General features: G+C 70.0%; 21 protein-coding genes. 15 read left to right on the top strand and 6 right to left on the bottom strand.

What is annotated here, in order from left to right:
• Positions 1–67 precede the first annotated feature (67 nt).
• From ACIBX3_RS12980 to ACIBX3_RS12955, 6 genes are all read left to right on the top strand, one after another.
• On the top strand, positions 68–1,729 hold the full coding sequence (locus ACIBX3_RS12980) for a CocE/NonD family hydrolase (RefSeq protein WP_397116271.1): 1,662 nt from the start codon (positions 68–70) through the stop codon (positions 1,727–1,729).
• Positions 1,726–2,724: an NAD-dependent epimerase/dehydratase family protein gene (locus ACIBX3_RS12975; RefSeq protein ID WP_397116269.1), complete on the top strand. Its 999-nt coding sequence runs from the start codon at positions 1,726–1,728 to the stop codon at positions 2,722–2,724. The genes ACIBX3_RS12980 and ACIBX3_RS12975 overlap by 4 nt, the downstream gene beginning before the upstream one ends.
• 30 nt (positions 2,725–2,754) lie before the next feature.
• On the top strand, positions 2,755–3,906 hold the full coding sequence (locus tag ACIBX3_RS12970; protein WP_397116267.1) for an FAD-dependent oxidoreductase: 1,152 nt from the start codon (positions 2,755–2,757) through the stop codon (positions 3,904–3,906).
• Between the two features lie 530 nt (positions 3,907–4,436).
• Positions 4,437–5,330, top strand: a complete 894-nt coding sequence (locus ACIBX3_RS12965) for an ATP-binding cassette domain-containing protein (RefSeq protein WP_397116265.1) — start codon at positions 4,437–4,439, stop codon at positions 5,328–5,330.
• The gene (locus tag ACIBX3_RS12960) at positions 5,327–6,919 is read left to right on the top strand and encodes an ABC transporter permease (protein WP_397116263.1); all 1,593 of its coding nucleotides are present in this window, start codon (positions 5,327–5,329) and stop codon (positions 6,917–6,919) included. The genes ACIBX3_RS12965 and ACIBX3_RS12960 overlap by 4 nt, the downstream gene beginning before the upstream one ends.
• A 209-nt stretch (positions 6,920–7,128) precedes the next feature.
• Positions 7,129–8,019, top strand: a complete 891-nt coding sequence (locus ACIBX3_RS12955; protein ID WP_397116261.1) for an alpha/beta fold hydrolase — start codon at positions 7,129–7,131, stop codon at positions 8,017–8,019.
• 252 nt (positions 8,020–8,271) lie between these two features.
• Here the strand turns inward: ACIBX3_RS12955 and ACIBX3_RS12950 are convergent, their stop codons facing one another.
• The gene (locus ACIBX3_RS12950) at positions 8,272–8,964 is read right to left on the bottom strand and encodes a DUF998 domain-containing protein (RefSeq protein WP_397116259.1); all 693 of its coding nucleotides are present in this window, start codon (positions 8,962–8,964) and stop codon (positions 8,272–8,274) included.
• A 149-nt stretch (positions 8,965–9,113) separates the two neighbouring features.
• Here ACIBX3_RS12950 and ACIBX3_RS12945 point away from each other — a divergent pair, with 149 nt between their 5' ends.
• The 9 genes from ACIBX3_RS12945 to ACIBX3_RS12905 all read left to right on the top strand — a co-directional run bounded on the left by ACIBX3_RS12945 (position 9,114) and on the right by ACIBX3_RS12905 (position 18,503).
• On the top strand, positions 9,114–9,608 hold the full coding sequence (locus ACIBX3_RS12945) for a GbsR/MarR family transcriptional regulator (protein ID WP_397116257.1): 495 nt from the start codon (positions 9,114–9,116) through the stop codon (positions 9,606–9,608).
• Positions 9,605–10,765: an FAD-dependent monooxygenase gene (locus ACIBX3_RS12940; protein ID WP_397116255.1), complete on the top strand. Its 1,161-nt coding sequence runs from the start codon at positions 9,605–9,607 to the stop codon at positions 10,763–10,765. Before ACIBX3_RS12945 ends, ACIBX3_RS12940 begins: the two co-directional genes overlap by 4 nt.
• Before the next feature lie 334 nt (positions 10,766–11,099).
• Positions 11,100–11,543: a CBS domain-containing protein gene (locus ACIBX3_RS12935; protein ID WP_397116253.1), complete on the top strand. Its 444-nt coding sequence runs from the start codon at positions 11,100–11,102 to the stop codon at positions 11,541–11,543.
• A 2-nt stretch (positions 11,544–11,545) separates the two neighbouring features.
• Positions 11,546–12,829: an ArsB/NhaD family transporter gene (locus tag ACIBX3_RS12930; RefSeq protein WP_397116251.1), complete on the top strand. Its 1,284-nt coding sequence runs from the start codon at positions 11,546–11,548 to the stop codon at positions 12,827–12,829.
• Positions 12,830–12,972: 143 nt separating this feature from the next.
• Positions 12,973–14,202: a cation:proton antiporter gene (locus ACIBX3_RS12925; protein ID WP_397116249.1), complete on the top strand. Its 1,230-nt coding sequence runs from the start codon at positions 12,973–12,975 to the stop codon at positions 14,200–14,202.
• 308 nt (positions 14,203–14,510) lie between these two features.
• On the top strand, positions 14,511–14,963 hold the full coding sequence (locus tag ACIBX3_RS12920; RefSeq protein ID WP_397116247.1) for a GbsR/MarR family transcriptional regulator: 453 nt from the start codon (positions 14,511–14,513) through the stop codon (positions 14,961–14,963).
• Complete coding sequence (locus ACIBX3_RS12915; RefSeq protein ID WP_397116245.1) at positions 14,960–16,174, top strand: glycosyltransferase; 1,215 nt, start codon at positions 14,960–14,962, stop codon at positions 16,172–16,174. The genes ACIBX3_RS12920 and ACIBX3_RS12915 overlap by 4 nt, the downstream gene beginning before the upstream one ends.
• 257 nt (positions 16,175–16,431) lie before the next feature.
• Positions 16,432–17,892 carry an FAD-dependent oxidoreductase gene (locus ACIBX3_RS12910; RefSeq protein WP_397116243.1) on the top strand — a complete coding sequence of 487 codons (1,461 nt, stop codon included), beginning with the start codon at positions 16,432–16,434 and terminating at the stop codon, positions 17,890–17,892.
• Positions 17,889–18,503 (top strand): TetR/AcrR family transcriptional regulator, encoded by a 615-nt coding sequence (locus tag ACIBX3_RS12905; RefSeq protein ID WP_397116241.1) that lies wholly within the window; start codon positions 17,889–17,891, stop codon positions 18,501–18,503. The genes ACIBX3_RS12910 and ACIBX3_RS12905 overlap by 4 nt, the downstream gene beginning before the upstream one ends.
• On the opposite strand, the gene ACIBX3_RS12900 is transcribed toward ACIBX3_RS12905, so the two are convergent.
• The 5 genes from ACIBX3_RS12900 to ACIBX3_RS12880 all read right to left on the bottom strand — a co-directional run bounded on the left by ACIBX3_RS12900 (position 18,451) and on the right by ACIBX3_RS12880 (position 23,534).
• On the bottom strand, positions 18,451–18,906 hold the full coding sequence (locus ACIBX3_RS12900; RefSeq protein ID WP_397116239.1) for a glycosyltransferase: 456 nt from the start codon (positions 18,904–18,906) through the stop codon (positions 18,451–18,453). The genes ACIBX3_RS12905 and ACIBX3_RS12900 overlap by 53 nt on opposite strands.
• A 545-nt stretch (positions 18,907–19,451) precedes the next feature.
• Positions 19,452–20,660, bottom strand: coding sequence for an acyl-CoA dehydrogenase family protein (locus tag ACIBX3_RS12895; protein WP_397116237.1), 1,209 nt, complete (start codon positions 20,658–20,660; stop codon positions 19,452–19,454).
• Between the two features lie 43 nt (positions 20,661–20,703).
• Positions 20,704–21,006, bottom strand: coding sequence for a hypothetical protein (locus tag ACIBX3_RS12890; RefSeq protein ID WP_397116235.1), 303 nt, complete (start codon positions 21,004–21,006; stop codon positions 20,704–20,706).
• A gap of 61 nt (positions 21,007–21,067) precedes the next feature.
• Entirely contained in the window at positions 21,068–22,009 is a 942-nt protein-coding gene (locus ACIBX3_RS12885) for a glucosyl-3-phosphoglycerate synthase (protein WP_397116233.1), read from the bottom strand.
• A gap of 52 nt (positions 22,010–22,061) precedes the next feature.
• Entirely contained in the window at positions 22,062–23,534 is a 1,473-nt protein-coding gene (locus ACIBX3_RS12880) for a helix-turn-helix domain-containing protein (RefSeq protein ID WP_397116231.1), read from the bottom strand.
• Positions 23,535–23,749 lie beyond the last annotated feature (215 nt).

Here is a 23,749-nt window from a genome sequence, read left to right as displayed (position 1 = left end):
ATGTTGTCGAGTATCGGGCTCCGGCGTGCGGAGGACCGATGGTGTGCCGGGAAGCCTGGTCGGCGATGTGACAGCCACATCCGTCGACGAGGAGATGACCCCGATGACCCTGCTCAGCCGCCTGTACGGCGTGCGACCCGCCATCCGGCACCCGGTCCGCGTACGGCGCAACGTCGAGGTCCCCGCCGCCGACGGCGTGCGGCTGTTGGCGACCCATTACTACCCGGCAGATGTCGACCGGCCACCGCTGGTGCTGCTGCGCAGCCCTTATGGCAGAGGCAATGCGCTGGACCAGCTGCCGAAGCTGCTGGCCGAGCGCGGCTATCAGGTGCTGTATGAGAGCCTGCGCGGCACGGCCGGCTCCGGGGGTCGCTTCGACGGCTTCGTCATCGACTCGGCCGACGCCGACGGCACGCTGAGCTGGCTGCGTGACCAGTCGTGGTTCGGCGGCGTGCTGGCCACCTGGGGAGCCAGCTACCTGGGCTTCGTCCAGTGGGAGCTGGCCGCCCGGCACATCCCGGAGTGGAAGATCGCGGTGATTCAGGACGCGCCGTCGGCCTTCGCCGAGCATTTCATGTACCCGGGCGGTGCTTTTGCGCTGGGCAACGCGCTGGGCTGGGTCCAGCTCGTGGACACCATGTTCAGCGGCAACTTCTCCCTCACCCGGCAACTGCTGGCCACGGTCACCGCTGGTCGCACGCTGCGCCGCGCCACCCTCGCCCTCCCGATGGAGCAGGCCGATCGGGCGTTGACCGGGCACCGGGTGAGCTGGTTTCAGGAGTGGATCGCGCACGGCCCGCACCAGGAGTACTGGGCGCGCATGGATCACCGCGCCAACGTCGAGCGGATGCCGCCCCGCGTGTACTTGCAGGGCGGCTGGTACGACTTCTTCCTGCCGGGCATGCTGGAGGACCATGCCCGTCTGCTGGCCGCCGGACGGGAGGTCCGGCTGCTGGTCGGGCCATGGGGGCATGGCAAGGGCCTGTACACCCGCGAAGGCATGAAGGACGCCCTTGCCGCTCTGGATGCCGCCATGACCGGGGAGAACGCTCCTTCGGCGGTGCGGGTGTTCGTCACCGGAGCCAACCGGTGGTTGGACCTGCCCGGCTGGCCGCCCGCCCACGAGCCCACCAGCTGGTATCTGCATCCTGGTGGACAGCTGAGCCGCGCGGAACCCAGGCCGGAGGCGAGCCCTAGCCGGTACCGCTACGACCCTGGTGATCCGACCCCCACCGTGGGCGGGACGGCGGTGAGCAGGTCCTCGGGCCCGAAAGACAACCGCACCATCGAGGCCAGGCCGGACGTGCTTACCTTCACCACCGCCCCGCTGGAGACGGATGTGGAGGCGATCGGCCCGGTCCGTGTCCGGCTGCACGCCCGCTCGTCCATCCCGCACGTCGACTACGTGGCCCGCCTGTGCGACGTGAGCCCCCGCGGCCAGTCGCTCAACCTCTGCGACGGAATCATCCGCCTGAACCAGGACGGCGATATCCAGGGTGAGGCGCGCACGGTGGACATCGCGCTGTGGCCGGTGGCCCACCGCTTCGCACGCGGCCACCGGATCCGGCTGCAGATCTCCAGCGGCGCTCACCCCCGCTACGGCCGCAACCCCGGCACCGGCCAACCACTGGCCACCTCGCGCGAGCTGCGTGCATCAGATCACGAGATCTTCCACGATCTCGACTACCCGTCAGCCCTCTGGCTGCCCCTCAGTCCTGGAGCGTCATGAAGCTGCTCGTGCTAGGCGGCACTCACCACGTGGGCCGCGCCATCGTCGAGACCGCGCTGGAGCGGGGCGATGAGGTGACCACGCTCAACCGCGGCCTCAGCCGCCCACCGGCCCTCGGCGTTCGGGCGCTCATCGCCGACCGCACCGACACCCCGGCGGTCACCGCCGCGCTCTCCGGCCAGGAGTGGGATGCCGTCATCGACACCTGGGCCTGGGCCCCACGCGTCGTGCGCGACAGCGCCCGCCTGCTGGCAGGCCGTACCGGACACTACAGCTACGTCTCCAGCCGCAGCGTACATCGCTGGCCGTGGCCTGCAGCCGCGGACGAGAGCGCCCCGCTCGTCGACGGCGACCCCGAAAGCGACGACAGTGACGACTACGCCGCCGCCAAGCGCGGCGGTGAGCTGGCCGTCATCGAGGCCTACGGAGAGCGAGCGCTGCTGGCCAGGGCCGGGATGATCCTGGGACCGTACGAGGACGTCGGCCGCGTCCCCTGGTGGCTGCGCCGCCTGGAAAAAGGCGGCCGGGCGCTGGCGCCTGGGCCGGCTGATGCGTCCCTGCAGTACATCGACGTCCGCGACATGACCGCCTGGATGCTGCGGTGCGCCGAACGCGGCATCGGCGGCGCCTACACGGTGACCGGCCACCCTGGCGAGGTGACGATCGGGCAATTCTTGGAGACGGCGCTGGAGGTGACCGGCTTCGACGCCGAACTGGTGTGGGCGCCCGAGGAACTGCTGCGCCGGGAAGGCGTGTGGCTGGGCATGGAGTTCGGGCTGCGTTTCCCGCACGACCCGGCGCCGACCGGCATGCACGACGCCGACGTGCATGCCGCCCACGGCGCCGGGCTGACCACCCGCCCGCTCCGGGACACGATCGCCGATACCTGGGCCTGGCTGCAGGCCGAAGGCGACCCCGCCCCGCGCTCCGACGCCCCCTCCCCAGACACCTGGCTCGACCCCATCGCCGAACGGCGCGTCCTCGACCAGCTCTAACCCTCGACCAAGCTTCAGCAAGGAACCTTCATGCGCGCCATCATCATCGGAGCAGGCATCGCCGGGCTGGCCGCCGCCCTGCGACTGTCCCAGATCGGCTGGGACAGCCTCATCATCGAACGCGCCCCACAGCGCCGCAGCGGCGGCTACGGCGTCACCTTCGGCGGCATCGGCTACGACGCCGCCGAACGCATGGGCATCCTGCCCGACCTCCACAAGCGGGCCTTCGTCACCGAGGAACTCGTCTACCACAAGCCCAACGGCCAGCGGCGCTTCTCCCTCACGCGCCAGAGCATCGCCGCCACCATGGGCCCCCGCTCGATGAACATCCTGCGCGGCGACATCGAAACCGTCCTGTACGACAAGGTCCGCGACACCGCCGAGATCCGCTTCGGCACCACCATCACCGCCGTCGAGCAGGACGCGCACACCGTGCACGTCACCCTCAGCGACGGCAGCATCGAAGACGCCGACCTGCTGATCGGCGCCGACGGCCTGCACTCGGCCACCCGCGCCCTGGTCTTCGGCCCTGAGGAGGACTACCTGTTCGACCTGGAGCACATGGTCGCCGTCTACATGCTCGACAAGCGCCCGGACGCGATCGCGCCCGGCACCACCGGCACCCTGTCCTCGCGCGGCCGTACGGTCGCGGTCATCAGTGTCGGCGACGGCCGCAACGTCGCCTTCTTCGGCTACCGCACCGACCGCGGCACCGGCACCCGCGCCGACGGACCCACCACGGTGCTGCCGCAGGTCTACGGCGACCTCGGCTGGATCATCCCCGAGGTCCTCGCCGGCATGGCCACGACGGACTCCGTTTACTTCGACACCATCAGCCAGGTCGTGGCCCCCACCTGGAGCCGCGGCCGCGTGGTCCTGCTCGGTGACGCCGCCTGGTGCGTCACCCTGTTCGCCGGCTACGGCTCCGCCTTGGCCGTCGGCGGCGCCGACCGGCTCGGCACCGAACTGGAGCGCCACCCGGGCGACATCGGCGCCGCCCTGGCCGCCTGGGAAACGGCGCTGCGGCCCGAGGTCGACAAGAAGCAGAAACTCGGCCGCCGGGTCAAAGGCGTCTACGCGCCTGCCAACCCGCTGCTGCTGTGGCTGACCCAGCTTCCGCTGCGCCTGGCCGCACTGCCGCCGGTGCGCCGGTACATGACCCGCCGCTTCGTCAAGGGCTGAACACGCATGGACGGGCCCGCCCTTCAAGGTGGGCCGTCCAGCCGTGTTGAGAGCCGATGCCAGAGATCGCCCGCAAGCCGGTCATCCCCGCCGGGAAGGAAGCGGCAAACACCCCTGCCTGGCCGGTGTCTATCGCGCCCTGGCCGGGCTGAGGCAACCAGGGCGCCTGTGTTGAGCGGACAGGAGCGATAATCCTCATGGCGGCTCGTCGGGCGGTGGCGCAGCGTGACCGTTTCGGCATACAGCTGCCCGTGACGGATGCTTCGCCGCACGCGACCGGTGAACAACGGCGCCGTGGGCAGCACCGGGACGCGACGGCATGCGGGTGGGCTGGAAGGAACCGCGCACCGCGTGGCGGCTGCCTGGGCGGGCGCTGAGCTCAAGGCGCCGCTCAGCGCCGGTCCGTCCGTCAGTGTCTCTGGAACAGGCAGGCTGGTGCGGCGAATCCGGCGCTGCTACCGTCGATCGTGGAGCGCCGGGAAGTCTGGTCGGCAAACGTCATATCGGACCGGCTTCAGGGAGGCGCCCCCATGGCGAGCAGTCCTGCTGTCTTCATCAGTGGCCTGACCAAGCGATACGGCAAAGTCCGCGCGCTGGACGGACTGGACCTCACCGTCCACGCCGGCGAAGTGCACGGCTTCCTCGGCCCGAACGGCTCGGGCAAGACCACCACGCTGCGCATCCTGCTCGGCCTGCTGCGCGCCGACTCCGGCCACGCCGAGTTGCTCGGCGGCCACCCGTGGCGGGACGCGGTCGAGCTGCACCGGCGGCTGGCGTACGTGCCGGGAGACGTCGTGCTGTGGCCGACGCTGTCCGGCGGCGAGGCCATCGACCTGCTCGGACGCCTGCGCGGCGGCCTCGATCGGCGTCGCAAGGCGGCTCTGCTCGAACGCTTCGACCTCGACCCCACGAAGAAGGGCCGTGCCTACTCCAAGGGCAACCGCCAGAAGGTCGCCCTGATCGCCGCCCTGGCCTCGAACGTCGAACTGCTGCTCCTCGACGAGCCCACCTCCGGCCTGGACCCGCTGATGGAGGCGGCCTTCCGCGAGACCATCCGCGATGAACGCGACGGGGGCCGTACCGTGCTGCTGTCCAGCCACATCCTGTCCGAGGTCGAGGCGCTGTGCGACCAGGTCACCATCATCCGCGACGGGCACGCGGTCGAGACCGGCACGCTGGCCCAACTGCGCCACCTCACCCGCACCTCGGTCACCGCCGAGCTCGACCGGATCCCCAACGGCCTGGCCGGGCTGGAGGGCGTGCACGACCTGGCCGTCAACGGCTCCCAGGTCCGCTTCGGCATCGACGCCGAACACCTCCAGAGTGCACTGCGCCTGCTCACCGACTCCGGCGTCCGCCAACTGACCTGTCAGCCGGCCACGCTGGAGGAGCTGTTCCTGCGGCACTACCAGGTCGCGGCGTGACCGGCACGCTGACGCTGGTGCGGCTGGCGCTGCGCCGCGACCGCGTCGTGCTGCCCGTCTGGATCGTCACGATCATCGGGCTCCTCGCCGCCAGCGCCTCGGCCATCGCCGAGCTGTACCCGCAGGCCGCCCAGCGCATCGCCCTGGGCGTCACCATCGGCTCCGCCCCCGCGCTGCAAGCACTCACCGGGCCCGTCTTCGACGCCACCTCGATCGGCGGGCTCACCGCCTGGCGGACCACCACCATGGCCTCGGTGCTGGCCGCGTTGATGAGCATTCTCGTGGTGACCCGGCACACTCGCGCGGAAGAGGAGACCGGCCGGGCCGAGCTGGTCGGTGCCTGCGCGGTCAGCCGCCACGCGCCCCTGGCCTCGGCGATGCTCGTCGCCGGCGGCGCGAACCTGCTCATCGTGCTCCTCATCGCGATCGCCCTGGCCGGTCAGGGCCTGCCGGCCGCGGGCGCGCTGGCGTTCGGCCTGGCCGTGGGCGGCGTGGGCTGGACGTTCACCGGCGTCGCGATCCTGGCCGCGCAGCTCAGCGAGCATGCCCGCACCGTCAACGGCATCGCCGCCGCGACCCTCGGATTGGCCTTCCTCCTGCGCGCGCTCGGCGACGCCGCAAAGGTGGAGACGCTCACCTGGCTGTCCCCGCTGGGCTGGGCGCAGCGGATGCGGGCGTTCGCCGGCGAGCGCTGGTGGGTGGCCGCCTTATTCGCCGTCACGGGGTTGGTCCTGATGACGGTAGCTGCTCTGCTGGCCAGTCGGCGGGACCTCGGTGCCGGACTGGTGCCGGCGCGTCTGGGCCCGCCGGGCGCGGCTGCCACTTTCAGGAGCCCACTGGCGCTGGCGTGGCGGCTGCAGCGCGGCGGCCTGCTCGGCTGGGCGATCGGCTTCGCCGTGGTGGGGGCGATGTTCGGCGCGCTGGCCTACAGCGTCGGCGACATCGTGCGCGACAACCCGCAACTGGCCGAGCTGCTGGCGCGGATGGGCGACGGCGCCGGCGCGCTGGCTGACACGTTCCTGGCCGCCGAGTTGGGCCTGCTCGGCCTGGTCGCGGGCGGTTTCGCCGTCCAGGCGACGCTGCGGCTGCAGGGCGAGGAGTCAGCGATCCGGGCCGAGCCCGTCCTGGCCACGGCCGTGGCCCGCTGGCGCTGGACGGCCGGCCATCTGGCCGTGGCGTTGGGCGGCAGTGCGCTGATTCTCGCTGCAGGCGGGCTGACGGCCGGACTGGCGCACGGTCTCCGGATCGGCGAGCCGATCCGGCAGGCTGCACGCCTGCTGGGTGCGGCACTGGTCCAGGTGCCCGCCACGTGGACGCTGGCAGGGATCGCGATGCTGCTGTTCGGGCTGCTGCCCCGGCTGACCGCGCTCGCATGGGCCGCGCTGGTGGCCTTCGCCCTGCTCGGCCAACTTGGTGAGCTGCTCCAACTGGATGAATGGGTCAGGGGTCTGTCACCCTTCGTGCACGTCCCACCATCCTTGGGCCAGCCGGTGGACGTGAGCCCGCTGCTGTGGCTGGGCGTGGTCACCGCGGCGCTCTCGCTGGCAGGGATCGCCGCCTTCCAGCGGCGTGACCTGCGGGGAGACTGACCGTACCGCTCCTGATCGTCCTCAGCTGGTCAACAGCCTCGCTGGCGGCGCGATCATCGCGTTTACCGCCCACCATGGCGCCTGCTGTCATCGCCGCGATGGCAGGAGTCAGCGGGATCACCTGGGCTCTGCTGGCCCGCGGCAGGACGCCCATCCTCGGCAGGCCGAGGAAGAGCCATCACGATGACGATGCGGTTCGACACTGGAGCATGGAGGACACGGTGACGATGACCACTCTCGAGAGAGCCACCACGGTGGCACACCTACCGGCGGGTCCGATGGAGTATCGGCTGGAGCCTCGCGGCCAGGCTGCGATCATCGTGTTCCACGGCGGGCACATGCGGGCCGGTCTCGCGCTGGGCGAAGAGGTCTTCAGCGCTGCGGGCTACACGGTGCTGGTGCCCTCTCGCCCCGGCTACGGCAGAACTCCGCTGCAGACCGGCACTTCACCTGGCGGCTTCGCCGATGCGACCAGTGAACTGTGCCGCCACCTGGGGATCGACCAGGTCGCTGCCGTGGTGGGGATATCGGCCGGTGGCCGCACCGCGGTCACGATGGCCGCACGCCACCCCGAACTCGCGCAACGGTTGATCTTGGAGAGTGCCCTTGGGTTCCTGCCCTGGCCCGGCCGCCGCCTGCGCCTGGGCGCCCCCCTCGCCTTCTCCGCCCTCATCGAGAAGGCGACCTGGGCGGTGGTGCGCGCGCTGCTGCGCCGAAGCCCGGCCGCTGGGTTGCGGACCATGCTGGGCGGCTTGTCCACCGAATCGATCGACAAGGTTCTGGCCGCGCTCAGCGACGAGGACCGGGCAACTCTGATCGCCTTGTTCTCCACCATGCGCTCCGGACGGGGCTTCCTCAACGATCTCCGCAGCACCCCCGACGTGGCCTCCCAGGTCACCCAGCCGACTCTGATCATCGCAAGCCGCAAGGACGGAGCCGTCCCCTTCGTTCATGCTCAATCGCTGGCGGCGGGTATTCCCCACGCCGAACAGATCCTCAGCGACTCCGCCAGTCACTTCATCTGGTTCGCCCACGACTATCCGTTGATCGCCAACCAGATCCGAGACTTCCTCTCTGCCGACCCGTCCCAGCGGGGATAGCCGCCTCAGCATTCTCATCACCGTGGTGACACTCAGCTGGTTCAGCCGTCCTCCACGTCGTTCAGGCGGCGCCGATTCCGCGGTGGAGGGAGTCGAGCCGGGTGGGGGACCACACGGAGCCATGTCACTTCACAGAACGGAGCCTTGGTGACGAGATCCGCCATCTGTGATCGATGAGCGCCGCCGCTTGTGTCGAGCAAGCGGCGGCGCCGACGTCCGTGCGCGCGTGGTGCGCCAGCCGTCACACCGGGATCACTGACGGGTCGTACGTCCCAGGGACGCGGCCGATCCCGCCTGACTGTTGGCGTGGGCGCGCCGCAGGTGCACGCCCACCGCGATCAGCCAACAGAATCCGGCCAGCAGGGAGAGATGTTCGAGCAGGCCCGCAGGGGCGGGTCGCCAGATGCCCAGGGTGTCCAGACGGTAGGCGATGCCTGCGGCGAAGGCGAAGACGATGATGAGGGTCCCGGACAGCCGGGAGTAGACAGCCCAGTGACGGCTTGCCTCGCCCATGCGTCTGGCCAGCACGAACGCGGCCGCGCTGAGTCCGGCGAACAGCAGGAAGCCGGCCACCTGGTGAACGACGCCGCTGGCGGTGACGATGTGCGGCTGCCCAGGCGGGTAACCCAGCGCGGGATCGGTGGGCACCAGCCCGGCCACGACCATTCCCGCCGCGGCCGCCGCAAGCAGAATCGGCCCCCAGGTCGCGCCGCGCCCACCGCGTAGAGCGCGGCGCACGCCGGCGGCGAACGCGGCCAGCAGCAGCCCGCCGAGTACGAAGTTGATCGTCTGCAGCCAGGCGCGCTCGCCCGTGCCGAGCTGGCTGGCGCCGTGGTGCCACAGGCTGTAGCCGGGACGGGTGGCGCCGTCGGCCCACAGCAGTACCGGCACCAGGACGCCGGCGGCGATGCCGCTGCCGAGCAGCGCCGAAAGAACGCGATTCATCGGGAAAGTCCTCCTCTTTCTCCGCGACGGCGAACGTCGCGGGCCGACCAGACTTCCCGGCTCTCCACCAGCACGCCCTGGGACGCATCCTTGATTGATACAGTGATTTTAGCTCATACTGAAATGACTGCAAGAGGGGATGTGCCGGCGTGACCGAACAGGAACCGTTGCTGGAATGGGTGGAGCGAGTCGCCATGTACCTGGCGCGCGACGGAGTGCCGCCGATCGCCGGGCGGGTGCTGGGCTGGCTCATGGTCTGCGACCCGCCGGAGCAGTCCGCCGGGCAGATCAGCGCGGCCATCGGCGCCAGCCGCGCCTCGCTGACCTCCAACCTGCGGCTGCTGACCAGCATGGGATTCCTGACCTGGCGCACTCGGCCGGGCGAGCGGACCGTCTACTACCGGATGGCCGAGGACGCCTGGGCCGTGGTGACCCGCAAGCAGATCGCCGGCATCACCTCCTTCCTCGACATCACCCGCGACGGCCTGGACCTGGTCGGCCCCGAAGATGAGCGGGCCGCGCGCATCCGCCAGGCGCACACCACCTTCGAATGGATGGCCACGGTCTTCGACAACGCCCCACCCCTGCACCCCGATCCCGCCGACAACCCCGCAGGCGACCGTGACGATGAGGAGACACCGTGACCAGACAGGCGATCGTCGTCGGCGCCGGCATCGGCGGATTGGCCACCGCTGTTGCCTTGCACCGGATCGGCTGGCAGGCCGTCGTGCTGGAGCGAGCGGCCGAGCTGCGCGAGATCGGCGCCGGCATGTCTCAGGCCCCGAACGCCATGCGCGCGCTCGATGAGCTTGGCGTGGGTGAGCAGGCACGCGCGGCAGGGGTGCCCACGTATTCCGCCGGCAACCTGCGTCTCCCAGACGGCCGCTACCTGCAGCAAGCCCGCTCTGGCGACCCGACGCCCCTGATCGCCTTCCATCGCGCGGATCTGCATCGTGTGCTGCTTGAGGCGGTACCCGCCGGATGGGTACGCACCAGCGCGGAGGTCACCGGCATCCGCCAAGACCAGCACACGATGACGGTCACCTGGAGCGGCGGCGAGGCCACCGCTGACCTGGTAATCGGCGCGGACGGTATCCGAAGCGCGGTGCGCGGGCTGCTGTGGCCGGACGTGCCACCACCACGCTTCCTGGACCGCACCGCCTGGCTGGGCATCACGAACGCCGACGTGGGCGACGTGCCCGGCAGCGTCACCATGGGCCCCGGCGATTACTTCCTGATCCACCCAGTCGCGCGCGGCCGCGCCTACTGGGCCTACGTCACCACCGCCGAACAGCCAGGCATCCGCTACGAGGAGGAAAAGGCCGAGGTCGCCCGGCGGATCGCGACCTGGCACGAGCCGATCCCAGCACTGATCGCGGCCACCCCGGACGAGGCGGTGATCCATATCGACATCTGCGACCTGGACCCGCTGCCCACCTACGTCAAAGGCCGGGTGGCCCTTCTCGGCGACGCCGCGCACGCGATGAGCCCGGATCGCGGCCAGGGCGCCGGGCAGTCCCTCGAGGACGCGGTCGTGCTCGCCGCCTCGCTCGCTGGCGAGCCCACCGTCGAAGCGGCGCTGCGCCGCTACGACGCCGAGCGCCGCCCTCGTACACAGGCCACCGCCCGGGGCGCCCGCGCCGACGGGCGCCGCACCGCCTCCACTGCCGCGCACCGGGCGATGGTGACCATGATCCGGCTGATGCCCGCATCGTTGTGGCGCAAGGGCATCACCGCCGACGGCAACGCCACCTGGCGGTGGCAGCCCCCGCACCTGCCGTCGCCGACCACTCATCCATAGGTCAGAGCCAGGGCCGGAACAGCTCACGCCAGCCACTCCTGATCGCCACACCACGCCTGAGGTAGCCAGGAGCACGATCCCGGCGGCCAGGTCTCACCGTGCGCCGCTCAACGTGGAACTGCATAGGCGACGCCGTCTACCTTGGGCGCGCCGCGTGCCACTGGATCGACCGGCTGACGCCAAGTACAGCGACCTGACCCCACTCATGTTTCGGCATCGCTCTGCGTCAGCCGAGGCCCCTGTCGTCGGTTCTGACGGTCATTGATACGTTGTCGACAGGTGTGCCGGGAAGTCTGGTCGGCGATGTCATTTGTCGATCTTGAAAGAGGCGCCGATGCGTGCGCGCGACCTGGCCACACAATTCCCGACCGTCACCATGGACACACCCGTCTACAACGCCGCCCGGCTCCTGGCCGAGCAGGACCTGCCTGGCCTGATCGTGGTCGACGGTCGCGAGTCGCCCTTGACCATCCTGCCGGGCACGCAGGTTCTGCGACTCGCGGTGCCGGGCTATTGCCAGGATGATCCGGCGCTGGCGCGGGTGGTGGACGAGGAACACGCCGACCGGTTCCTGCGGTCGCTGGCCGGAAAGACGGTACGTGAGGCGTTGCCTAGGGAACCGCGCGAGCTGCCGGTCACCGATCCGGACGCCACGGTCCTGCAGTTGGCGGCGTTGATGGCCCGCACGCGCAGCCCACTGGTGGCAGTGGTGGACGACGGGCGGCTGGTCGGCGCTGTGACCCTGCAGGCGCTGCTGGACTGGGCGGTATCCGCGTGACGGTGACCGCATGGCTGGCGGTGGCCGTCTTCCTGGCCGCATACGCGCTGATCGCCACCGAGAAGATCCACCGCGTCGCGGCGGCGCTCGGCGGAGCGGGGATCATGCTGTTGATCCACGCCACCGACGCCGGTGCGGCGTTCTTCGACGAGCACACCGGCATCGACTGGAACGTCGTCTTTCTGCTGCTCGGCATGATGGTCATCGTCGGCGTGCTCAAACAGACCGGGATCTTCGAATACCTGGCCATCTGGGCCGCCAAACGCGCCAAGGGGCATCCGTACCGGCTGATGGTGCTGCTGGTGGTCATCACCGCCGTCGCTTCCGCGCTGCTGGACAACGTCACCACCGTGCTGCTGATCGCCCCGGTGACGTTCCTGGTGTGCGAGCGGCTGGCGCTGCCGGCGGCGCCGTTCCTGATCGTCGAGGCGATGGCCTCCAACATCGGCGGTGCGGCGACGCTGGTCGGCGACCCGCCGAACATCATCATCGCCAGCCGCGCCGGGCTGAGCTTCAACGACTTCCTCATCCACATGGCGCCGCTGGTCGTCGTTCTCATGATCGTCTTCATCGGGATGTGCCGGATCCTGTTCCGCAAGTACTTCCGCTACGACCCCGACAGGGCGGCCGAAGTCATGGCGCTGAACGAACGCGAGGCCATCGCCGACCCCAGACTGCTGTGGCAGTCGCTCGCCGTGCTGGCCCTCGTCATGGTCGCGTTCGTGCTGCACCCGGTGCTGCACTACGAACCCTCCGTAGTGGCCATCCTGGGCGCGGGCATCCTGGTCGCCGTCACCAAAGTCACCACCCAGAATGCGATCGCCGAGGTGGAGTGGCCGACCCTGGTGTTCTTCGCCGGACTGTTCGTCATGGTCGGCGCGCTGGTCGAGACCGGCGTGATCGGCCAGATCTCGCAGGCCGCGGCCGCGGCGACGCAAGGTCAGCTCGGGCTGACCACCATGGGCTTGCTGTGGGCCTCGGCCGGGCTGTCGGCGATCGTGGACAACATCCCGTATGTGGCCACGATGAGCCCGATCGTCGCCGAACTGGTCCAGGGCAACGGCGGCAACGGCCCGGCGCAAGTGCTGTGGTGGGCGCTGGCCTTCGGCGCCGACCTGGGCGGCAACGCCACCGCGGTGGGCGCCGCGGCAAACGTGGTCATCCTGGGCATCGCCGCCCGCAACGGCACGCCGATCAGCTTCTGGCAGTTCACCCGGTACGGCCTCGTGGTCACCGTGGTCACCATCGCGTTGTGCGTTCCGTACCTGTGGCTGCGTTACCTGTGACTCCCACGCACCTTGGCGCGGAACATGCGTCAAGGACCCGTATAGACGCCTGCGGTAGTAGTGCTGTTACGGTATAGCGCGGTGCGCCGGGAAGTCTGGTCGGCAAAGTCCTATCCCGTACGACTTCTGCGGAGGCTTCCCCTGTGGGCACCCTGCTGACGGCTTTCGCGGCTGTGCTGCTACTCGCCGTACTCATCTCGAGCCTGGCCCATCGGACCATCCTGTCCACCGCCGCGCTGTTCCTGGTAGCCGGGTTCGTGCTGGGCGACGGCGTGCTCGGCGTGGTGTCCGTGCAGGTGGACGACGAGCTAGTGGGCACGCTGGCTGAGCTGGCGCTGTTCGCCGTGCTGTTCACCGACGGCATGCGAGTTGGTTGGAAGGACCTGCGCAGCGCCTGGCGGCTGCCGGGGCGCGCCCTGGGCTGGGGACTCCCTCTCACCCTGGGCATCACCGCCATCGGCGCGCACTACCTGCTCGGCTTGGGCTGGATCGAGTCGCTGCTGATCGGTGCGATCCTGGCCCCGACCGACCCAGTCTTCGCCGCCGCGCTGGTGGGAAACGAGAAGGTGCCGCCCCGGCTGCGGCAGCTTCTCAACGTGGAGTCGGGCGTCAACGATGGGCTGGCGCTGCCGTTCGTCATGGTGTTCCTGGCCATCGCCGCCGGCGCTGAGGATCTGCACCTGGGAGAGCTCGGTACGGAGCTGGGGCTCGGCGTGCTGATCGGCGTCGCGGTGCCGTGGGTGGCGATCAAGCTGGAGCAGACCCGCTGGTTTTCCGCCTCCACGCAGTACGAGCCGCTCAACGCGCTGGCCATCGGGCTGTTGGTGCTGGCATTGGGTAAGGCCACGCACGGCAACCTGTTCCTGGCCGCGTTCGCCGCGGGCATCACGGTGGCCACGTTCGGCGAACGGCAGCGCGAGTCGTTCGAGCACTTCGGCGAGCTCATCGCCGAGTTGTTCAAACTGGCCGCGCTGCTGCTGTTCGGGGCGCTCATCACTCCCGCCCTGCTCGGCGCGGTCGGGTGGAAGGGCTGGCTGTTCGCGATCCTGGCCCTGATACTGGCCCGCCCGGTCGCGATCTGGCTGTCCTTCCTGCGCTCCGGACTGTCGGTGCGCGAGCAGGCGGCGGTGGCCTGGTTCGGGCCCAAGGGGTTCGCCTCGGTGGTGTACGGGCTGATCGTGCTGGCCTCCGGAATCGCCGCCGCGCAGGAGGTGTTCCAGTTTGTCGCGGTCACCATCGTGCTGTCGATCCTGCTGCATTCGTCCACCGACATCGTGGTCGCCCGCGGCTTCGACGACGAACGCGAGGTCCCGGCCTGGTTCGGTGTCGCGCGCCGGTTGCGCGGACGGCCTCGAGAGGATTCGGCGTCATGAGGCTCTCTCCTATGGCGACGTCATCATCGTCTCCGGCCGACCCGAGCAGGTTGAACGGTTCGCCGAACCACCCTTAACCGTTGCGAGAGCAACGGCGCCGAGCATGACACGCGAGGGCGCCCAACCGCGTTCCGCGTCTGCTCCCGCATCAAGCGTCCCAACTCAGCGCCACGGCCAGCGCATACAGGGCGTGGAGGGCAGCGTTGTGATCACCGAAATCGTCCACAGATGATCGGTTCACGTCAGGTGGCAGTAGATTTCCGTCAATTATGTTCGGATGCATCCGAACATTCCGATATATTTGGCTTGTGAGTATCGATGGGTTCGTTGAGGACGCAGGGCTCTTCTACGAGCGGCTGGGGCTGAGCCGCACCTCCGGGCGGGTCATGGGCTGGCTGCTGGCCGCCGAGGCCGACAGCGCGGACGCACCTGAGCTGGCCGAGGCCCTGGCCGTGGCCAAGAGCAGCATGAGCGTCGCGCTGCGGCAACTGGAGCAGGCGGGCTTGGTCGAGCGGTTCCGGGTACGCGGTGAGCGGCGCGACCGCTACCGGCTGGCCGAGGACGTCTTCGCCCGCGCATTCCGGGCCAAGATGGCCGAGTTCGAGAGCTTCCGCACCCTGGCCGAGCAGGGACTGCGGGCGATCGGCCACGACCCCGCTCGCAGACGGCGGCTAGAGCTCATGCGCGACATGTACGCGTTCATGATGGACCGCTTCCCCCGCCTGCTCGACGAGTGGGACGAGCTGAAGGGCGACCGATGAGACCGCTATTGATCACCGTGGGCAGTCGCGGAGACGTCCAGCCCTACCTCGCCCTGGCCCGTGGGCTGACCGCTGCCGGGCACCAGCCGGTCGTGGCCGCCCCCCGCCGCTTCCAGCCGCTCGCCGACAGGCATGGCGTGGACTTCGTGCCGCTGAACGACGAGATGTTAGAGCTGCAGGACTCCGTCAAGGGGCAGGGTGTGCGCGCGGCCATGACCGCTGCCCGGTCGGTCAAGCCGATGCTCCGCCGCCTGCTCGACGACCAGGCGGCGCTCGCCGCACGCCCGGCCGACATGGTCGTCTACCATCCGAAGTCCCTGGGCGGGCCGCACATCGCCGAGAAGTTCGGCGTCCCGGCCGTCGCCGCCCTGCTGCTGCCGCTCTATCTGCCGACGACCGCTTTCCCCTCCCCCATCTTTCCGGTACGGGTGCCACGCGCGCTCAACCGGGCAAGCTGGCGGATCACGGCAGCGGTCGAGGCACCCTACCGAGGTACGGTGCGAGCGTGGCGGACCGGGGCGCTGGGCCTGGAGAGCACCTTCCGGCCGGTGGCCGACTTGATTGGAGAGGGCGGTGTGCTGCACGCGTGGAGCCCCCATCTGCTGCCGGCACCCGCCGACTGGCCAGTTGCCGCACAACCAACGGGGTTCTGGACGATGCCCGCGGGCGACGGTTGGATGCCGCCCGAGCGGCTGGCTCGGTTCCTGGAGGAGGGCGAGCCGCCGGTGTACATCGGCTTCGGCAGCTCAGTCACCGGCGACCCCGAGACGCTGACCGCCACGGTGCTGAAGGCCATCCGGCTGGCCGGGCGGCGGGCCGTGCTGGCCACAGGCTGGGGCGCCCTGCGGCCGGGCGCGGAAACCGGCGGCGTACTGGTGCTCGAGGACGCCCCGCACGACTGGCTGCTGCCGCGCGTCGAAGTCGCCGTGCACCACGGCGGCATCGGCACCGTCGCGGCGGCTCTGCAGGCGGGCGTCCCCCAAGTCGTCCGCCCGTTCATCGGCGACCAGCCGTTCTGGGCAGGCCGCCTGCACCACCTCGGCGTCGCTCCCGCGCCCCTCAGCGGCCGGCTCACACCTGAGCGGCTGGCCGCCGCCGTCGAGGACGCGGCGAAGCTCGCCCCGGCGGCCCGCACACTCGCCGTACGTCTGAAGGAGGAGGACGGCGTCGCCGCCGCCGTCGCCCGCCTGGAAGGCCGGCGGGACAGCTAGCGAATCCGGCCGCGTACACGACGCCCGGTCACTGGGCCGGTGGAGACGCTCCTGACGGCCATCGGGCAGGCGCGCGTCGGCTACCGCGCCGCACAAGACGACGTGAGCGAGAACACCGAAATCAGCCCATGCGCGGGCCACCTCCCACACCTTTCCCCACACCGCGGATTCAACGGCGCCGCTGACAGGCTGGACGCCGGGAGTGCTGGTCGCTATTTTATTTACGGTACCGTTCCGTAAAAAAATAAGGAACTCTCATGGAGACCGACGTTCTGGTGGTCGGAGCCGGACCTGTGGGGCTGGCGCTGGCGTGCGCGCTGCTGCAGCACGGCGTCTCGGTACAGGTGGTGGACAAGGCCCCGGGCCCGGCCACCACGTCGCGGGCCAACTTCGTGCATGCACGCGGCTCCGAGGTCCTGGATCGGCTCGACGCCCTCGGCAGCCTGCCGGAGGAGTCGGTCCGGGCGATGACGATCACTACCTATGCCGGGGACCGGCCGATGATGCGCATCCGGTTCGGCGATCCCGGGCTCCACACTGCCGGTCCCCCGATGGTGATCTCCCAAGCACGCGTCGAGGCGCACCTGCGCGACCGCCTGACTGAACTCGGTGAGCACCCGGAGTGGGACGCGGGGCTGGTGGCGGTTGAGCAGGACGACTCGGGGATCTCCGCGGTGCTGGGCGACGGCCGTACCGTACGGGCGAGCTGGCTCGTGGGCTGCGACGGCACCGGCAGCACCGTACGCAAGCTGGCCGGCATCGGCTTCCCCGGCGTCAGGGTCAGCGAGCGCTTCCTGCTCGTCGACGCCCACCTCGACACCACGCTCGACCGCTCGGGGACGAGCGGATGGGTGCACCCGGACGGCACCCTGGGTGCCATGCCCATGCCCGGGAACCAGTGGCGTCTGCTCGCCTACGACGCGACGTTCCGCGACGACAAGCCAAGCGAGGAGCAGATCATCGAGCGCATGCGGCGCATCCTGCCCGAACGTACCGGCCTGCCGGACATCCGGCTGCTCGACGCCCCATGGGCGTCACTGTTCAGCGTGCACCGCCGTCTGGCCGACACCTACCGACAAGGGCGCATCCTGCTGGCCGGGGACGCTGCACACGTACACGCCCCCTTCGGCGGTCAAGGCATGCTCACCGGACTCGGCGACGCCGAGAACCTCGCCTGGAAGCTGGCCCTCGTGGTCCAAGGCCGGGCCGGCGAGCGGCTGTTGAACACCTACGAGGCCGAACGCCGCCCGCTCGCCACGCAGGTTCTGCGCGGCAGCACCGCCGCCACCAAAGTCAACATCGCCGCCGGACCGGTCGGCCGCTTCCTGCGAGACCGGGTGCTCGTGCCGGTGTTCAACATCCCCTGGCTCCAGCGCTGGGCCACGTACACCACCTCCCAGCTGTGGGTCAGCTACCGCCGCGGTCCACTCGGCGGCCGCGGACGCAAGCCCCGGCCCGGGGACCGGATCCCCGATCTCGCCTGCGAGCGCCCGGACGGCACTCGCACCCGGCTGCACGCAGAGCTCCGCGGCCGCTGGGCGGTCCTCGGCGGTGCGGACGCCTTCGAGGCAGCCTGCCGCCGGCTCGGCGATCACGTGGTCCTCCTGCAGCCGGCGGAGGAGGCGCTGCCTACTATGCTCGTACGCCCGGACGCCCACCTGGCCTGCAAGGGCGGTCCGGCCGAGCTCGCCCGCTGGCTGGACGGAGCACTTGAGTGACCGCTGCCCGAGGACGCGGACGCCCCCGCGCCCCCGAGACGGACGCCGCGATCCTGCGCGCGGCGCTGGAACTGTTCCTCGAACGCGGTGTGGAGGGCACCAGCATGGAGCAGATCGCCAAACTGGCCGGCGTCGGCAAGCTCACCGTCTACCGACGCTGGAGCACCAAGGAAGACCTGATCGCCCAGGCCATCGAGGAGTCGGTCGCCGCCGAGCTAACTCCCTCCCCCGCCCAGGTCGAGGCCCTGTCCCCACAGGAAATCATCGAACGCGTCCTTCCCGCGGCGGCGGAGATGGTCGCCAGTCCGGCTTTCCGCGCCCTGGTCGCCCGCGTCATGGGCTCGGCTGTCAGCCATCCGAAGCTGATGGCCGTCTACTGGAAGCACTACATCCTGCCCCGCCGCCAGTTGGCCGCCGCCATGCTGCGGCGCGCGCAGAAGGACGGCACGGTGGCGGCGGACGCCGACTTGGACGTGCTGATCGACATGATGGCCGCAGCCGTCACCTACCGCGTGCTCCAGCCCGACCCGCCAGACGCCGCCGGGATGCTGGACTATCTCAAGGCCGTCTACCGCCAGGTCGGGCTGTACCAACCCACTCAAGGACCTTGACCGCGGCGGTGATGCCGTCCTCGGCGCGGACTCGCTCGCCGAGGGACTGCGCGCGCTCGGCGAGCGCCCGGTCGGTGACGGCCAGGCGGATGGCAGCGGCCAAGCTTTCCGCCGTCAGGGGGCGCTGCGGCGCGGGTGCGACACCCGCGGCGTGCATCCGGGCCGCCCAGAACGGCTGGTCGGCGACGAACGGGCACACCACCTGAGGACGCCCCGCCGCCAGGGCGGCGCCGGTGGTGCCGCTGCCGCCATGGTGCACGATCGCGGCCATGCGCGGGAACAGCCAGTCGTGCGGCACCTGGTCCAGGACGAGGATGCCCTCGGGCACGTCGTCGAGCCGGACGCCGCCCCAGCCGGTGACCAGCACCGCCCGGACGCCGGCCAGCCTGATCGCCTCGGTCACGATTCGAACTAACTGACGGTCTTGCGCCGTCGAGCGGATGGAGTCGCCACCGCAATGCGGCGCGGCGGCGGAGTCGGACTGGTTCACGAGGGCGAGTGTGGCGCCCCAGGGGTGTCTGCGCCGCCACAGGTGGCCGAATGTGCGGCGTAGATCTGGCGCAGCAGACCGGATCCGACTTCAGACCAGCCGATGAGCAAGAGGTGCGATCCAGGCCGGCACGCCGAGCACGCGGGCACGAGCGCCGCCTCAAATGCCATTCAAGTCGGGCCCCTCCAGATCGGTGTCCACTGGAGCGAGACCGCATCGGCGTCAACAACGGCCGGGCCCGCCCCAACCATGATCGGTCCGCCTACGAGACGCACCCTCCACTGCCCGAGTGGTCGTACGTCGCATTCCTCCGCACCAGAAGATCATTGTCGCTGTCCGTAATCGGAGGCGGCAGGTCAAAGGATCTTCTTCCGAGTCCACACACTCACGCTGCCGGAACAGCGACGGAACAGCGTGCTGATCGATCACCAAGTTCACAGATTCAGAATCGGACATCTTCAGCGAACCTGCAGGCCAGTGACGGCGCGGCCGATGATCAGCCGCTGGATCTCCGACGTCCCCTCGAAGATGGTGTAGATCTTGGCGTCGCGGTGGAAGCGCTCCACCGGATGCTCTCTCGTGTACCCCGCCCCGCCCAGGATCTGGATCGCCTGCTCCGTCACCCACACCGCCGTCTCCCCCGCCACCAGCTTCGACATCGAGCCCTCCGCCTGCTCGAACTGCCTGCCGTTACGGGCCATCCAGGCGGCTCGCCAGGTCAGCAGGCGGGCGACGTCCACGCGGGTGGCCATGTCCGCGAGGAGGAAGGCGATCGCCTGGTTTTCGCCGATCTTGCGGCCGAACTGCTCCCGTTCGCGGGCGTAGTCCCTGGCGTACTCGAAGGCCGCCCGGGCGATGCCGACGGCCATGGCGGCGACCGACGGGCGGGTGGTCTCGAACGTGCGCATCGCCGACTGCTCGCCGGCCCGTTCGCCGTTGCGTACGCGCGCCAGCCGGGCGTCGAGTTTCTCCTTGCCGCCGAGCAGGCAGGAGCCGGGCACGCGCACGTCGTCCAGGATCACCTCGGCCGTGTGCGAGGCGCGGATGCCGTGCTTGCGGAACTTCTGGCCCATGGACAGGCCGGGTGTGCCGGGAGGGATGACGAAGGTGGCCTGGCCGCGGGTGCCGAGGGACGGCTCGACCGAGGCGACGACCACGTGGACGTTCGCGATGCCGCCGTTCGTGGCCCAGGTCTTGACGCCGTTCAGCACCCAGTCGCCCCGGTCGTGGACGGCGCGGGTGCGGATGGACCCGACGTCGGAGCCGGCGTCGGGCTCGGAGGCGCAGAAGGCGCCCAGCTTGACGTCGTTCTCGGTGCCGAACATCTGCGGGAGCCACTCCCCCATCTGCTCAGGGGTGCCGTTCGACGACAGGGCGGCGGCGGCCAGGCCGGTGCCGACGATCGACAGGCCGATGCCCGCGTCACCCCAGAAGATCTCTTCGAACGCCACGGGCAGCCCCAGCCCGCTCTCCTCGAACCACTGCGTGGCGAAGAAGTCCAGGGAGTACAGGCCGACCTTGGCGGCTTCCTGGATGACCGGCCAGGGGGTCTCCTCGCGTTCGTCCCATTCGGCGCCGGCGGGGCGGATCACGTCGCGGGCGAACTCGTGCACCCAGTCGCGTACCTCGATCACCTCGTCACTGAGCTCTGGACAGAACCCGCTCATACGCCGCACACTCCTCCGATCAAGGGTTACCGCTGGTAACACCTTACCGATCGGTAGCTCGCACAGGAACGTCCCGAAGGGCGATGATTCGTGTTCCTTTCCGTGATCGCGCGTACACGGTGCGGACGATCTGGAGGGCCCAGCGCATGCGCGGTGCGGCCGTCTCCGGGTGGTCGCCGTACTCGCCGGCGAGCGCGACCGCGCAGCCGCGCGTGCCGCCGTACATCCGGACGGCGCGGCGGATGGCGGCGGTGACCTCGGGGCCGCTCGGCGCCGAGCCGGTGGGCAGATCGCTGCCGAACAGCGCCTCCGCGCGGGCCGCCGTCAGGAGATCCGTGGTGACCATGACAATGCTCCTCTCTGCCGGAATTCCAGCGTGCGCCAAGGGGTTGGAAGCGGCGCTGGAGTCAGTGCTGGAGTGCTTGTCCCGGTACGGTGATCATTGGTGGGCGTTCCGCGATCCGGATGTCGCGGTTCATGATGTCGTGCCCGTCCGCACCACGCCGGAACTGCGCGAGATATGCGGATGGCTGATGGAATGCCTGGATTTTGCCCTGGCGTTCCAGGCGGGACCAGGCGGCCAGCATGATCTGGGACGCCATGCCGCCCAGCGCCTCGGTCGATTGCGGGGCGTGCTCGCGCGAGCCCAGGTCCACCTGCGCGAACGCGTCCAGCCCGGCCAGATCGAGCAGATCGATGAGCAGGCCTAGCTCGACGCCGTACCCGGTCAGGAACGGCACGCGCTCGAGCGCCGAGCGGCGGCCGGCGTACTCCCCCGCCAGCGGCTGCACGAACCCGGCGAGCTGCGGCCAGTGCAGGTTGATGAGCGGGCGGGCGACCAGCTCGGTGACGCGGCCGCCGCCGTTGGGAGCGCCGTTGAGCGGGCGGTCGTAGCAGCCCTTGACGTAGACGACGGTGGGGTCGGCGAGGAGCGGTCCGAGCACCCCGCACACCAACGAAGCACGAAATTTCCGGATATCAGCGTCTACGAACGCCAGCACGTCACCGTACGTGACCGCCAGTGACTTCCACAGCGCCTCGCCCTTGCCGTCCAGCGGTTCGAGCTGCGGCAGGATCTCGTCCTGGGCGTGTACCCGGGCCCCGGCGCGCGCGGCCACCCGAGCGGTGTCGTCGCAGGAGCGCGAGTCGATGACCACGATCTCGTCGACGAGGCCGTCCAGCTCGCGCCGGATGACCCCCACGATCTCGCCGATGGTCTCCCGTTCGTCGCGGGCCGGGAGCACCACGCTCACCGTGGCATCCCCCTTGGCGGCCACCAGGTCCCGGACCGGCCAGTCCCCGGCGGACGAAGTACGGCGCCGCAACCATCCGCACACTTCTGGCAGCATGCGACACCTCCCCCCGACTCCCTTTTATGCCCCGGAATGGCCACATGTCAGCCTATGTACTGTTCGCGTGGCGCTCCAGGAAGGTGTAGACGTCCGCCTCGTCCACGCCGGGGAACGAGCCGGGAGGCAGGGCGGCCAGGATGTGGGAGTTGGCGCGGGCCGACGGCCAGGCGTACCCCTCCCAGCGTTCGGCCAGCTCGGTGGGCGGCCGCCGGCAGCAGTCGCCATTGGGGCAGTTGGACTTGGTGCGGTTGGTGGTCTCCCGGCCGCGGAACCACCGCGACTCCTTGTACGGCACCCCCAGCGTGATCGCGAAGTCCCGCTCGCGCGACGGATCCACGTGCGCCACGCAGAAGTAGGTCCCGGTGGGCGAGTCCGAATACTGGTAGTAGACGGAGAAGCGGTCGGGCGAGGCGAACACCTGCCGCCCCGACCACTGCAGGCACATCCGCTGCCCCTCGATGGCGCCCTGCTCGTCGGCGGGGAAGACGATGCCGTCGTTCTCGTACGCCTTGTAGATGATGCCGCCGGCGTCGTTGCGCACGAAGTGGCAGACGAGGCCGAGGTGGTGGGTGGCGAGGTTGGTGAAGCGGTGCGCGGCCATCTCGTACGACACCGCGAACACGTCCCGCAGGTCCTCCACCGACAGCGCCCGGTCGGCCTTGGCCTCCTGCAGGTAGAGCGCGGCGGCCTTCTCGGGGACGAGGACGGCGGCGGCGAAGTAGTTGGCCTCGGTGCGCTGGCGCAGGAAGTCGGCGAAGTCCCGGGGTTTGTCATGGCCGAGCGCGAGGTGGCCGAGCGTCTGGAGCAGGATCGTGCGCGGGGTGTGCATGCCGAGCTGCTCGTGTTTGACGTAGACGCGGCGGTTGCGCATGTCGGTGATGGAGCGTACGGAGCGGGGCAGGTCCTGCGCGGTGTGCACGGTGTAGCCGAAGTGCGTCACCAGGCTCTGGATCGTGCTCTGGGACAGCGCGCCCGTGCGGTAGCCGACCGCGTCGAGTGCCTTGGCGGCGGCCTCCTCGATCTCGGGGAAGTAGTTGCCGAGTTCGCGCTGCCTGCGCCGCAGCTCGGCGTTGGCCGCCCTGGCCTCCTCCGGCGTGGCGGTGCCGCGGGCCTGGCGGGCGCGCAGCTCGCCGTACAGGCCGAGGATGTGCTCCAGGACGTCGTTCGGGACGCGCGCGGAGACCTTCAGGCGCGGCAGGCCGAGGGCGGCGTAGATCGGGTCGCGCTGGGCCTCCTCCAGGGCGATCTCGAGCTGGGCGCGGCGGTTGGGCGGCTGGCGGCGCAGCAGCTCCTCGACCGGCACGCCGAGCGCGGACGCCAGCCCCTTGAGCAGTGAGAGCTTGGGCTCGCGCTTGCCGTTCTCGAGCAGCGACAGCTGGCTGGGCGCCCTGCCGACGCGCGAGCCCAGGTCGGAGAGCGTGAGGCCGCGTTGTTTGCGCAGGTGGCGCAGGCGCTGGCCAAACGCGATGAGATCGAGCTCCTGCGTCAAAGACAGCGGTTCTTCGCCTAGCAAGGACGCCATGGACGAATACTAGACAGAAAATCGGGCCATTTTCTAGCGTTCGCCGGACCGGCCTGCCGGGCCACCCGCGGCCGGACGGGAGCCCGGGGTCTCCCGCGCGCCGCCGACACGCACGGTGAGCGGACCCACTCTTCGCACGCGCCGATTGGTCTAGGCCAAAGGTAAAACTGTCGATTTCTTCTCTGTTGAATACCCGCGAGTAATGGACATATTGA

The organism is Nonomuraea sp. NPDC049480, assembly GCF_044465905.1.
In the GTDB taxonomy this organism is placed as follows: domain Bacteria; phylum Actinomycetota; class Actinomycetes; order Streptosporangiales; family Streptosporangiaceae; genus Nonomuraea.
This window is presented reverse-complemented; position numbering and strand designations above follow the sequence as displayed.